General features: G+C 42.6%; 12 protein-coding genes. All 12 read right to left on the reverse strand.

Going from position 1 to position 12976, the window contains the following annotated elements:
- The 12 genes from HGJ91_RS10435 to HGJ91_RS10490 all read right to left on the reverse strand — a co-directional run bounded on the left by HGJ91_RS10435 (position 1) and on the right by HGJ91_RS10490 (position 12510).
- Positions 1 to 1335, reverse strand: a complete 1335-nt coding sequence (locus HGJ91_RS10435) for a TolC family protein (RefSeq protein ID WP_291347690.1) — start codon at positions 1333 to 1335, stop codon at positions 1 to 3.
- A 4-nt stretch (positions 1336 to 1339) separates the two neighbouring features.
- Positions 1340 to 2701: a hypothetical protein gene (locus HGJ91_RS10440; protein WP_291347691.1), complete on the reverse strand. Its 1362-nt coding sequence runs from the start codon at positions 2699 to 2701 to the stop codon at positions 1340 to 1342.
- A 193-nt stretch (positions 2702 to 2894) separates the two neighbouring features.
- On the reverse strand, positions 2895 to 4901 hold the full coding sequence (locus tag HGJ91_RS10445; RefSeq protein WP_291347692.1) for a TonB-dependent siderophore receptor: 2007 nt from the start codon (positions 4899 to 4901) through the stop codon (positions 2895 to 2897).
- A gap of 15 nt (positions 4902 to 4916) precedes the next feature.
- Positions 4917 to 6275 carry a sigma-54 dependent transcriptional regulator gene (locus HGJ91_RS10450; RefSeq protein ID WP_291347693.1) on the reverse strand — a complete coding sequence of 453 codons (1359 nt, stop codon included), beginning with the start codon at positions 6273 to 6275 and terminating at the stop codon, positions 4917 to 4919.
- Positions 6276 to 7700, reverse strand: coding sequence for an ATP-binding protein (locus HGJ91_RS10455; protein ID WP_291347694.1), 1425 nt, complete (start codon positions 7698 to 7700; stop codon positions 6276 to 6278). It lies immediately after the preceding gene.
- A gap of 6 nt (positions 7701 to 7706) precedes the next feature.
- On the reverse strand, positions 7707 to 8627 hold the full coding sequence (locus HGJ91_RS10460; RefSeq protein WP_291347695.1) for an ABC transporter substrate binding protein: 921 nt from the start codon (positions 8625 to 8627) through the stop codon (positions 7707 to 7709).
- A gap of 195 nt (positions 8628 to 8822) precedes the next feature.
- Positions 8823 to 9602: a GTP cyclohydrolase FolE2 gene (folE2, locus tag HGJ91_RS10465; RefSeq protein ID WP_291347696.1), complete on the reverse strand. Its 780-nt coding sequence runs from the start codon at positions 9600 to 9602 to the stop codon at positions 8823 to 8825.
- Complete coding sequence (locus tag HGJ91_RS10470) at positions 9577 to 10332, reverse strand: ATP-binding protein (RefSeq protein WP_291347697.1); 756 nt, start codon at positions 10330 to 10332, stop codon at positions 9577 to 9579. Before HGJ91_RS10470 ends, folE2 begins: the two co-directional genes overlap by 26 nt.
- 32 nt (positions 10333 to 10364) lie before the next feature.
- Entirely contained in the window at positions 10365 to 10562 is a 198-nt protein-coding gene (rpoZ, locus tag HGJ91_RS10475) for a DNA-directed RNA polymerase subunit omega (protein ID WP_291347698.1), read from the reverse strand.
- Positions 10563 to 10583: 21 nt separating this feature from the next.
- Positions 10584 to 11051: a transcription elongation factor GreA gene (gene greA / locus HGJ91_RS10480; RefSeq protein WP_291347699.1), complete on the reverse strand. Its 468-nt coding sequence runs from the start codon at positions 11049 to 11051 to the stop codon at positions 10584 to 10586.
- A 31-nt stretch (positions 11052 to 11082) separates the two neighbouring features.
- Positions 11083 to 11826 carry a CDP-diacylglycerol--serine O-phosphatidyltransferase gene (gene pssA, locus HGJ91_RS10485; protein ID WP_291347700.1) on the reverse strand — a complete coding sequence of 248 codons (744 nt, stop codon included), beginning with the start codon at positions 11824 to 11826 and terminating at the stop codon, positions 11083 to 11085.
- Positions 11827 to 11847: 21 nt separating this feature from the next.
- Complete coding sequence (locus tag HGJ91_RS10490) at positions 11848 to 12510, reverse strand: phosphatidylserine decarboxylase family protein (RefSeq protein WP_291347701.1); 663 nt, start codon at positions 12508 to 12510, stop codon at positions 11848 to 11850.
- Positions 12511 to 12976: the final 466 nt, after the last annotated feature.

Consider the following 12976-nt stretch of genomic DNA (forward strand, 5'->3'; position numbering starts at 1 on the left):
TCAACCTTCTTGGACCTTTTTTTCTCCTTTCATCAATTTCAATTCTGATTTTGCCACCTGATAATCCAGAATCGCCCGGGTCTTGTTTGTCTGGGCACGCAGCAAACGACCCTGGGCATCCAGAAGGGACGGTATGGTTGAGATCCCTGCCCTGAGGCGTTTTTCCTCCCTTGTATAATACTCTCTGGCAGCAATTAATGCATCAGCTGAACTTGTAATGCGCTGCCGGGCTTCCGACATGGAATAAAGGGCCTTGCGAATACCTGTGGAAATCATGTTCTGTGCCTGTTTGATCAGGGCTTTTAACTTTCCTGCCTCTGAAGTATATTTTTCTTTTCCATACCATGCTCTGCCACCGTCAAACATATCCCAGGTGGCATAGATGCCTGTTGACCAGTAACGGTTTCTTTGATCCCTGTCATAGGAACCGGTAAATGAAGTGCCCTGGTTTTCATAATCTTTGTCCTGGTCATAATACCCAATGTCAAATCGCACAACCGGCAGGTATTTCCCCATTGCGATTTTTGCTTCTTTTTTTGCAATGTCCAGCTGATATTCCAGACTTTTTATGTCCGGCCTGTTTTTAAATGCGTATTGCAGGCTTGGTTCAAAGAAGAGTTCCTCCTTTACTGTATGATTTAGTTCATTAAAAAACCGTATGCCTGAATCCATAGGCTGGTCCATCAGGGAAAACAATGCCACACGTTCACGGTTTACATTATTTGCTGCAACCCCGAGCTGGTCTTTTGCATCAGCCAGGTCCACACTTGCCTGGAGAACATCCACGTAGGGCACAAGTTCTTTTTGGAAAAAAGCCCTGGCAGACTTTACGCTTTCCATCAACCGGTTGACGGACTCTTCTGCCGTGATCACATCCTCTTTGGCTTTCATCAGTTTATAGAAGGTTGTTTCTATATTATAAATAAGTTCCAGCTTTTCAAGATCCATTTCAGCCCTGACCACCTGCTCCCGGATTTTCGCTTTTTCATAGGTGTTGACAATCCTTGATCCTGCATAAAGAATCTGAGTTAACTTTATATTAAATGTCCGTATATCCTGGTCAAGATAATCGGTTTCTACAGGGCCTTTTTCACTCAAACTGGCAAGGCGGTTAACAGAATAAGAAGAGGATATGGACGGCAGGAAATCAGCCCTGGCCGCCTTGATGTCATGGCCGGCAGCAGTAAGGCTGAATCTTGACGCGTTCAGGGAAGGATTGTTTTTAATGCCTGTTTCCAGGCATTGGGAAAGCGTCATGGTCTGGCCGGCAAAACCAGAACTGTATGCCAGGATCAGTACCAGGACAAGTGTGATATAATGTATAAAATATTTCAACAGGTTATTGTTCCTCATTGTCAATGCTTTCCGGAGTGTTTTCATCCATTGCCACTTTCAAGTCAAAAAACAGATCTGTATCCCCAAGGAATATATCCCTTCCGGCCAGAGTTTCCCCTGATCCCGTCTGGATGATATAGGTCTTATTAGACAATAAGGGAGCTGAAAAATGGCCTGTATTGTCGGTTAACGCTGTCCCCACTTTGACAAAAGTATAGCGGTCATAGATGGATATAATGCGGTTTCCCACACCTTCACCCGGCGTATACGCGCCATCAAGGTTGGTGTCTGCATAGACAAGCCCGTATATTTTTGAAACCTCTGAATTTTCATTTCCCCTTATGCCGTCACCCGCGATTAAAGCCAGCCTGCCATAGCTTCTGTCAAGCCCATGGACAAACAACAGATCTATTCCGACATCCGTATAATCCGGGCCGAATACCACACTGGTGTCTGGCAGTCCTTTTACCTCATTTAAAATCAGGGATGAAAATATCCAGGATACCAGGGTATTGACATCGGTTCTGGGGAAGACCTCAATAATAGAGGATTGATTCACATCGTACCCGTTATACCCAAAATTTTTGGCATGGATGGCATAATATTGCGTATCCATAAAATCAGTAGTCACAAATTTCTGGAGTACATCATTGAGAAACAAGGGATTATATTGCTGCCCCAGAAACGCATCCAGGTTGAATGACAGCCAGGATTGGGCTCTATATGGATTCGCTCTGACCTGATTGATCAGGTTGAGGATCTGCCGCTGGGATTTTAACACTGAAGACCCAAAGGCTGCTGTTAAAAAATAAGCATTGCCTGCCAAAGATTCGGCGGCGAGGTTACCGGCTTTAAATGAACTGCCGGCAAGATCAAATTCCTTATTTAAAATACACCGCTGCCCTTTAAACTCCGCATCCAGTTCTCTTTTAAACCGATTGTTAATCACAACCCGCACAGCAGTTTCGGGGTCCATGAAATTATCAAAAGAAAGAACCCCGGTAATTTCACTGGTTCGGGCATAGTCTTCAAAAAACAAGGGTTCAGGAGCTGTCTGCCCAGGAATAGTGGTATTAAGATGTGCGGCTTTTTTATTTAAAAACTCGGTGATCGTCAGTAAAGGCAGCCTGGTTTCAGTAAAATCCCCCAGCCAGGGCAGACTTTCCAGCAAAAGCTCCCTGTTGTATCCAAGCCCCTGGGCATATGAAAGAGGATCCATGCGGATCCAGTTGATCAGCTCAATGATGAAAAGACTGTTTTCATTCGGAGCATCGGCCTTGACCGGTTTCACTGAAGCCATGGACAAGATGGCTGCCAGGCAAATGACCATTGCTATGTTTAACGCTGCATGTAACCTCTTTTTCATTATGAGGTCTTGTGGTTGCAAAAAACATACCAGACCCGAAACCCCCATAAAACAAAGGTTCTTTAATTCCAGGATGTCCATATTTAACCGAATATTGTCAAATATAGACACTTGCGGCCATATTTTTAGTTTTTTATATTTTCTCCAAAAAGCATGAAATTATCGTACTTGATGGAAAAAAAATATTTACTTTCTACCAGTTCATCCTGATCATCAGGCCGGCATTAAAAGATGGATTTCGGGTGATCGAATAGATGCCCGGTAATGAATAGTCCTTATTAAAGATATTGTTCAGGTAAATGGACAGATCAAAGGGAAATATTTCTTTTACCAGAAGATTGGCATCCATGATCCAGACAGGATCACAGACCCGGGTGATATCTTCCATGGGGTAATACAATTTTCGCCGGGAAAAATACCTGAGTTTAGACACTAAGGTGATCTGGTCTGTTATACTCCAGGCTCCCTTTATCATGCCCATGATGTCCGGGCCGGTATCATAGGCATACTCAAGTTTCTGGTAATGTTTGACCCCGCTCCCGTCTTTATCAATATAGGTATAGTCATTATAAAGATACATTTCATCCGGACCGCTGTTATCCAGCAGAGTAAGGTTGCAGGACAGCTTGAAATTATCTGTCAGCCGGCGGGCAAGTTCAAGCTCAGCCCCGTCAATGGTCTGGCTGTTTGGCGTGGAAAGCCCTGCTCCGGCATACCGGTCCTCAATAACATGGTTCTCAATTTTATTCCTGAAAACCGTGACAGCAGCCTGGGTACCTGATTTTTTCCAGGACAACTGGGCATTGATGTTATCAATTTTTTCCAGTTTATTTCCTCCGGTTTCCTGCAATTGCCTGGCAAAGGGGCTGCGGTAAGCGGTTCCGTAAATGGATTTGAGCATAAAATCACCCATATTCCAGGCAAATCCCGTATTGTAGCTTGTCTTATCCTCATATGCATCATGATCGTCATACCTGACACCTGCCCAGACTTCAATGTCACCAAACTCATGGCGGTACTGGGTGAAAACAGAGGCCAGGTTGTTTTCAAAATCGATCTGATCAACCCTGGGCAGAAAATAGAGATTGGCAGGGACCAGAAAATCAGGAAAAAAACTTTCCCATACCGGCATCCGGTCAAATTGATCCCGACGCCATGACGCCCCCATTGTCATCAGGCCCTTTGAATGAAAAAGAGACTGGTCATATATGATCTCTCCGAATAATGAAGATTCTTTTTGATCCAGCTCCCTGTCCACAATCAGGTGATCCTGACAGGTTTGGGAATAATATCCTGTAAACCTGATCCCTGAGTCAGACGTAAATTTCTTGGAAAGTTCAAGTTTATACACATAGGATGCGGCAGAGTCCTTTTCTTCCCATAAATAATGCTGATCCCAGTCCGAAATCGTATAGGCCTTTTTACTGTCAGAAATTTTTGCGGAAAGTGTTAACCAGTCATCATAGGTTATAGCGGCATAAAGATTGACATATTGGGAATCCCCCGGGGTCCCCTGGCCATATCTTGTTTCAATTGGCTCAGGTGTTTTCACGTCATTCCAGAATTTAACCACCTTAAAAGATTCATCATCTTCCCGGGCCGTTCTGCCAGACACGGATAAAAACGAAGACCATTTTTTTTCATTACGGCCATAGTTTATATATGCCTCGCCCGGTGCATCTTCAGAAGACAGGATCAATCCTGTTTCCACCCCCTGGAAATCCCTGCCGGACATGGGAACAGTATTGACCACGCCTGCAAAGGCATCCGGCCCCCAAAGCACAGATCCTGCTCCCTGGACGATCTCAATTCTCTTAACAGGTGCAAGAGAGGTTTCATAATCAATCATGGTATCGGATCTTTTAACACCGGAACCCATTGGCAGAGTATCGAATAAAAAGAGGGCTGAATTCGGTATGCCCCGCAAATAGGGAATACTGCCCTTTTCCGTTTTATTCATATAAAATCCGGGTACGTCCTCCAGGGCCTGGGAAAGGGTAAAGGCACCTTTTTGTTTAAGATCCTCACGTGTAATCACATCTGCAATGGCAGGGGCGCTCCAGGCAGCCTCCTCCCTTCGGGATGCAATGGAAATGACTTCAAGATCCTCACCCACAAACATGAGCATGGTATCTGAAGCCCCGGCCATACCGGTAAGCAATAATACCATCAACAGGATAACAATTGATTTTTTACCCATGATTACACCCATTTATTATTCTTCATCCATATTTTTTACCAATACCCTGAACTTAGACCGGCTCAAGCCCAGCAATTTTGCAGCAGAGGTCTGGTTATTGCCGGCTGCCTGTAATGCCTGTCTGACCAGGCTTAACTGCACCTGCTGCAGGGGAATTCCGCCTGCCGGCAGCCGGACGGCCACCTGCTTGGAGATCCGGGTCCGAGCCACCTGGAGAAAGGAAAGGGTATCTGTGGTAATCAGTCCTGTCTCCTGTGTTAGAATTATGCCCCTTTCCAATACATTTGCAAGCTCCCTTACATTACCCGGCCAGGGATATTCTTTCAGCTTCCGGCAGGCCCCTTCCGTCAAAGTATGATTTTTCCCAAAATCAAATGTTTTTATAATATATTCTGCCAGGGGAACAACATCATCTTTTCTCTGGCGAAGGGGCGGTATAACAATGGGAAAAACATTGATCCTGTAAAACAAGTCCTGCCTGAATTTTTTTTGATACACCATCTTTTCAAGATTCTGATTGGTAGCGCATACCACCCGGACATCAACAGGAATCTCTTCATTGCCCCCTACCCGCTGAAACTTTTTTTCCTGGAGAGCACGCAGCAATTTTCCCTGGGAGTCCAGGGGCAGATCTCCTATTTCATCCAAAAACAAGGTGCCACTGTCGGCAAATTCAAATTTCCCGCGGGTACGGGCTGCAGCACCTGTAAACGCCCCTTTTTCATAACCGAATAATTCAGATTCGACCAGGTTGGAAGAAATAGCAGCACAGTTCACCGGCACAAAACGCTTATCCTTTCTCAGACTTTCCCTGTGGACATAATTGGCAACCATTTCCTTGCCCGTTCCGGATTCCCCCAGGATAAGGACAACTGTATCCACGGCTGCTACATTCTGAGCAAGATTTACCACTTCATTCATCTGTTTTGATCTGTAAATCAACTCATGGGTCTGACCTGTTTTTGCAATAACCTGTTTCATTTCCTGATTTTCCATGATCAATCTGGACAGGGTCATTGCCTTATCAATGGTCAGCAGGAGCTTTGCTTCATCAAAGGGTTTGGTCACATAATCGCTGGCCCCCTGCTGCATCATCTCAACAGCAGAGTCAATAGTGGCAAAGGCGGTGATAAAAATTACCGGGGTAAGGATGTGTTGCTTTCTCATCTGTTGTATCAATGCCCTGCCGTCCATTTCAGCCATTTTTATATCTGAGATCACAAGATCATACGTATTTTCTGCCAAAAGCGCCATGGCATGTTTCCCATGGATTGCCTTGTCTGTCCGGAATCCTTTTCTCTCCAGCATCATTGAAAGCAGATTCCGCATTTTTGCTTCATCATCAACTAAAAGGATATAAGGTGTGGATGTCATTTATTCCAAAATTCCTTGAGTTTCTTCAATTTTTAAACTTGAAAACATAGTCACACAGAACAATGCGCCGCCCGAAAGCCTGTTTTCAGCCTTTATGTTCCCGCCGTGGGTCTTGATAACCTGGTCGGCAAAAGCAAGGCCAAGACCTGTCCCCTTTGACTTTGTGGTAAAAAACGGTTCAAAAATTTTCCTTAACTTTTCTTTAGGAATACCCGGCCCCTGGTCCTTTACCAAAAGCTGCCATTTTTTATTCCTGTGTTCAATTGAAATATCAACACTGCCCTGGCCCTGATTTGCCTCGCAGGCATTCCTGATAACATTGGTAACCCCCCTTGAAAACAAATCAAAATCAGCATTTATATAAAAAGATTCCTCGGGGATACAAGATTTTATTTTAATCTTATCTGAATTGTATTGTATTTCAAAGCCCATTATCACCTGGTCCATCAGTCTGTTCAGATCAATTTTTTCAAAATTAGGCCGGGCCGGCCGGGCAAACATTAAAAAGCTTTCAATCAAATCGTTCAGCCTGACAATTTCTTCTTCTGCATAAGTCAGCGCAATATTATCCCGGGGAATATTCAATTCTTTTTTCATTATTTCAATGGAACTTTTAATAATCCCCAACGGATTCTTCACTTCATGGGCAATCATCATGGAAAATTTACCAACCTCGGCAAGGGTTTCCTGCTTTGCCATTTTTTCATATGCCTGGACAATTGTTTTCCTTCCCAGGGCAATGGAATCCAGCATCTCGTTAAATGCATCGGCAAGCTTGATGGTTTCCGGTGTGTTCCCCGCCGGAGCCCGAATTAAATGATTGCCCAAAGATACTTTTCTTGCAATTTTTCCAAGCAAAATCACAGGAGTAACCAATGACTTTGATATGACATAAAATATCAGGCAGGATATCAGGATCAAGACCAAAGCAATGAGTATAAACCGCAGTGTCATTTTCTTTATCAAATCTTCAATCCCTTTTGTCGAATAGGTCACCTTGACCCTGCCGATCCTTTCAGAATCAAAATGATTGTCGTTGATTCGGCTCATTGGGTTGTTCTTGTCCTTTGGTTCGGACAAATAAACCCATTTGCCGGCTGTTTTAAACGGCCCGGGGATATCCCTGGTTTCCCTGACCAGTTCTCTGCCTCTTTTGTCCTCAATCACCACCCCTGCGATATCATTTTCCCCGAGCATGTTTTGGGCCAGGCCCTTTAAAAGTCTTTGTTCATCAATCAGGATGCCCAGTTCTGAATTGAGTGCCAGATACTGAGTCATAAAATCAATTCGCTGGCTGAACCGCAAGGTAACAAACTGATTAATAATATTGACCCCCCAATACCCCAAAGTCAGCGTGGAAGTGCTTATTAAAATCACCGCCGTTGAAAGAACCCTTACATGTATGCCGAATTTCTTGAAAATCATTCTCCGTCACTCCTTTACCCGAAGACCGATTTTATCGACCATTTTCTGGTTAATGACGGTTTGAAATTCCGGAGGCTCTTGTTTGCATGTCCCTATTTTAAAATAGGTCTCTATCTTTTTGGCAGCCTGAAAACCCAGTGCCTTATAATCAAAATCAAACGCGAAAACTGCGCCTGAACGTATAAAAAATGAATTATACCCGATCACTCCCTTTTTGTTGTAGATCCCGCGCTTGATAATATATTGTATAATTTTTTCCGAGATCACGGTCTGGTCCGGAATCATCCAGACACAGTCAATGTTTTCCCAATTGCTCGTTAACACTTGTGTAATCTGCTTTTTGGATTCAACCTTCAGGGGGATGATTGTGATACCATATTTTTTTGATGCCTGGCTGGCTTCTTCATAGAACCAGTCATTATTCCGGGCATCAAACAGCAACCCTATTTTTTTAAAATGAACAAATGTTTTTGAAATTTCGTAAACCTGCCTGTCAACTGGAATTCTTAAGGAAATACCGCACCCGGAACCTCCCCTTTTTACCAGACTGGTTTTTAGCAGGCCGACAGGATCAAGGACGGCTGTGAACATTTTGGGATGTCTTGCATCTAGGTTCCACAAAAATTCTGCCGCCTCAGGCCCGATGGCCGAAAAAAAATCAAATGAGCCCTTTTCCAGTTTTGTGAAGATCTTTTCATTGTTCCTGGCGTCAGAATCTAAAAGGAAAAAGATTTGTATTGTTCTTGATTTTTCTTTCAGGCCTTTTGTAATCCCTTCTATGACATCCATATAAGGCCTGATTTTTTTTGAAACAACGATAGCAATCTGTTTATCTTCACCACAAACAGCACAATCCGGAAATACAAACAAACATACTATAATAAAAATAATGGCAAAGAATATATATCTAAAGTCTTTTTTGTTCATTCAGGTTTCCAAAAATTGTCTCGGACATTGGTTCCTCTAAATATAATATATAGGCCTAAAATATTCATTCAGATCTCCGTCATAAACAATTGAACGACCCGCTGTATTTCAGGGTGCATCCGGGGACCTGTCAATTTTCTATATCAAAACAATTTAATAAATACAAACAAGATGTAAAGAAATCATCGGGGGAGATTAAGAAGCTGATCCTTTTTCAATATACGCATAGGCACTGTGATTATGGATGGACTCAAAATTTTCTGCGCTTACGGAAAACCAGGTAATATTGTTATCCTCCATCAGTGATTTTGCAACATCCCTTACTACATCTTCCACAAATTTGGGGTTATCATAGGCTTTTTCCGTGACAAACTTCTCATCTTCTCTTTTCAATACAGAAAAAATATCACAGGAAGCCGATGACTCCACAAGGTCAACAATATCTTCTATCCAGATGAACTTTTTGAACCGGGTACTGACCAGCACTTCTCCCCGTTGATTGTGGGCACCGTATTCGCTGATCTCCTTTGAACAGGGACACACTGATGTCACGGGAACAGCAACCTTCAGGACAATATCCGTATTTGTTTTCCCATTCGAAGACCCGAATATGGAACAGGTATAATCCATCAGACCTTTTGAATCGGTCTCCGGGGATCTTTTCTCAATAAAATAGGGAAATGTAATTTCAATATGAGAAGACTGAGCTCCGAGGATTTCCTTCATGTCTTCGAGGATATTGGTTAAGGATTCCAAAGAAACCTTTGTCCTGAACAGGTGCAGGATTTCAACAAACCGGCTCATATGGGTCCCCTTGGACTGGTGGGGCAAATCTACATACATATTGATCTGTGCGACCGTGGATTGCAGTCCTGTGTCTTTATCCAGAACTTTAACCGGGTATTTCAAGCCCTTTATCCCGACCTTATCAATGGGAATCTTTCTGTAATCAGGTTGATTTTGGATATCTATCATTTTTAGTTTCTAAAAGATAATCAGGCGCAATATTACTCATTGACCTGAATATATTGCCCTTTATATGTTTATTATGTTTATACAAGGTTTCAAGCAACTTTCTTATCTCACCCCGTTTTGTCTTGTCTGCGCTGGGACAATTATTCTTAAACTCCGGTAGATTAAACATTTGCCCAAACAGTGTAATATTTTTTTTCTCAACATATGACAAAGGTCTGATTATATCAAGGGTTCCATTAAAAAAAGATTGTCTGGGTTTCATTGTGCCGATCCTGCCGGCATAACAGATGTTAATAAATAAGGTTTCAATGATATCATCTTTATTATGACCCAGAGCAATTTTTTTACAGCCCTGCTCCTGTGCGATTTCAAAAAGTCGTTTTCTTCTAAGGCGGGAACATAAGAAACACGGATTTTCCCTGTTTTTATCTGAATGGGCACGGATGCCGTAATCTTTATATTCAATTTTCAGGACACCATACGTATCCTTGATATAGGTCTCAAGCGCTTTTGCAGATGACCCTTCAAACCCGGCATCAATATGTACGGGCAGAATATCAAAATTAACGGGTGCCCGTTTTTTCAAAGAAAATAAAATATTTAACAATGCCTGGCTGTCCATGCCGCCGGATACGCCGACGAGAATCCTTTCATTTTCTGAAATCATGTTCCAGTCATGAATTGCCTTCCCAACGGCACGATCTATTCTTTTTTTCAGGCCGGTTTTCACACCTGTTTTCTGGCTCCCGGCTGTCCGCCTTCTTATTCTTTCTTATTTTCCGCAACAACCCTTTTTGCAGCAATCTCTCTTAAAACAGTAACCACATCCTCATTACTGGATGATTTCACCAACAGACCCGCCCCTTCTCTTACCTGCCTAACCCTTTTTGCTGCAAGGTGAACAAGGCTAAATCTATTGTCTACGTTTTTTAAACAATCTTCAATGGTAACTCTTGCCAAAACTTATACCTCCACTATAATTTAAAGAATATCTATTATCTCATATACTCTTTTCCCGCCGGGAGCCTGCACTATTGCTTCATCTCCTGGTTTCTTGCCTATCAGTGCACTGCCTAACGGGGAAGATACAGAAATTTTCCCCTTTTTTATATCGGCCTCATCTACGCCGACAAGCATGTATTCCATTTCCTCTTCCGAATCCAGATTTTCAAGAAGGACCCGACATGCAAACCTTACACAATCCTTGGTTACTGTCTCCGGATCAATTATTTTAGCCGTTCCAAGCTTATAGCCGATTTCACCGATTCTGCCTTCCAGAAATGACTGCCGTTCCTTTGCCGCGTGATACTCAGCATTTTCAGACAGATCGCCATGGGCTCTGGCCACTTCAATCGCCTTTATATTTTCAGGGCGCTCAATTGTTTTTAATCTTTCAAACTCTTTTTTTAAGGCTGCATAGCCTTCTTTTGTGATGGGTATTTGCTCCAACTTACAATTTACTCCATATAATTTATTTTTTTTAAAGCCCTTTATCGACCCGGGCCTCCTCGTCATTTTTTGATGAGTGGTGATAAACCAGTGATAAAACGGGTCCGGATATAACATATATTGAAAAGACGACAAACAACAGGATAGAAGGCTCAGTGGCAACAGCGACCAGAATAAGAACAAGTCCTACAAGCTTATTAAATTTCATGGTTTTAAAAAAAGATACCTTTTTAAAACTTTTATACCTGAACAAACTCACCATGCAGAACGAAAGCACGAACATCAGCACCAGGAGAACCAGTTTAAAGGGTTCCGGGCTTATCTGAAGCCGGGAGAAAAAAAGGACCACAGAAACATTCATTGCAGCAGCAGCCGGAATTGGCAAGCCCTCAAAATCACTGCTGGATGAAGAGCTGGTATTAAATCTGGCAAGCCTTAATGCGCCACATATGGCAAACAGGAATGTAGCTGACCAACCCGGCCTTCCCGCAGACTCAAGCACCCATAAGAACATTAAAAGAGCCGGCGCCAACCCAAAGGTAATCAGGTCGGCCAAAGAATCATATTCAATACCAAATTTACTGGTTGTATGGGTTGCCCTGGCAATTTTCCCGTCTAACAGATCAAACACACCGCCAATTAATATGGCAACGGCTGCATCAATAAATCTTAACTGTACAGATGCGGTAATGGAATAGTATCCACAAAATAAATTCATGGATGTAAATAAATTGGGGAGAATATAAATACTTTTTTTAACATTCTGCTTTTGCATTACTTGTCTGTCTACCCCCCTTTATTTCATGTATCCAATGACAGTCGCACCGGCTTTTGTTTTCTCATCTACACTGACAGCAACGTCAAAATCATAAGGCAAATATAAATCAAGACGGGAACCGAACCGGATCATGCCGTACCGGTCACCCTTTTTGATCTTTTCACCCTCTTTGACACAATTAACAATCCTTCTGGCAACAAGACCGGCTATCTGAACCACTGCAAAGCTTGCATCATCAGGTGTCTTAATAATTAATGCATTTCTCTCATTGTGAGTAGATGCCTTGTCAAACGAAGCATTCATAAACTTCCCGGGATAATACAAAACCTTTTGCACCACCCCGTCAAAAGGAACCCGATTCACATGAACATTAAACACATTCATAAAAATACTGACCTTGGTACAGGGACCGGACAAATAGTCACATTTTTCCTGTTTTTCAACAATGATCACCTTCCCGTCAGCAGGAGAAACAAGGCTTTTCTCATCTTTAGGGATATCACGATCAGGATCTCGGAAAAACCAGCAGACAAATAAAGTAACAGCAAAACAGATCCAGGCAAATAATCCCCACCCAAAATAAAAAAGCATCCCCGTAATGAGGATGGCTATAAAAACAAATATCAGCCCGGGTTGTGCAATAGGTAAAACTGCCCGCGCCGGCCATTTTGAATTATCCATAATTTAACTTTCCGCAACTCCGCAAATATGAGCTTGCTATAATATCAAAATATTCATCATAATGTCAATATACTTATTTTACAGATGAATCTTTGATATAAACTTGGCCAATACCCGTTCCGATCCAGGTTATCTTGTCCGCCCTAGTGCCTGAATAATTTTTTAAAGTTCTCAAAGGTCTTGCATTGAACGGCAGAAACTCGGTCATGCTTCCCTCAAACACTCTGCCGTCTTAACCATTCCAGACCTTTGGAACTTTTATAAAAATTACAGGCAATCCGGTTGGACAAAACAACCTGAATCTCCAGTGGAAGGGTGATTGCCTTAAGGGAGCATTATGGATCATGGCTTACAAGTTCTTGATTACCGTAGCGGTTAAGCCGCCATGGTGTTTGAGCGCCTATAAGAAAGTAAGTCAATAAAAAATAGTTATCCATTAACAAAAAATATGTTTTTTTGCTTACGG

It is taken from the genome of Desulfobacula sp. (assembly GCF_014237455.1).
Taxonomy (GTDB): Bacteria; Desulfobacterota; Desulfobacteria; order Desulfobacterales; family Desulfobacteraceae; genus Desulfobacula.

Excerpts from the sequence above, each read along its gene's own strand:
- HGJ91_RS10490 (WP_291347701.1), bottom strand. The coding sequence starts at position 12,510 with ATGGATAATTCAAAATGGCCGGCGCGGGCAGTTTTACCTATTGCACAA.
- pssA (WP_291347700.1), bottom strand. The coding sequence starts at position 11,826 with ATGCAAAAGCAGAATGTTAAAAAAAGTATTTATATTCTCCCCAATTTA.
- folE2 (WP_291347696.1), bottom strand. The coding sequence starts at position 9,602 with ATGATAGATATCCAAAATCAACCTGATTACAGAAAGATTCCCATTGAT.
- HGJ91_RS10440 (WP_291347691.1), bottom strand. The coding sequence starts at position 2,701 with ATGAAAAAGAGGTTACATGCAGCGTTAAACATAGCAATGGTCATTTGC.
- HGJ91_RS10450 (WP_291347693.1), bottom strand. The coding sequence starts at position 6,275 with ATGACATCCACACCTTATATCCTTTTAGTTGATGATGAAGCAAAAATG.
- HGJ91_RS10460 (WP_291347695.1), bottom strand. The coding sequence starts at position 8,627 with ATGAACAAAAAAGACTTTAGATATATATTCTTTGCCATTATTTTTATT.
- HGJ91_RS10445 (WP_291347692.1), bottom strand. The coding sequence starts at position 4,901 with ATGGGTAAAAAATCAATTGTTATCCTGTTGATGGTATTATTGCTTACC.
- HGJ91_RS10455 (WP_291347694.1), bottom strand. The coding sequence starts at position 7,700 with ATGATTTTCAAGAAATTCGGCATACATGTAAGGGTTCTTTCAACGGCG.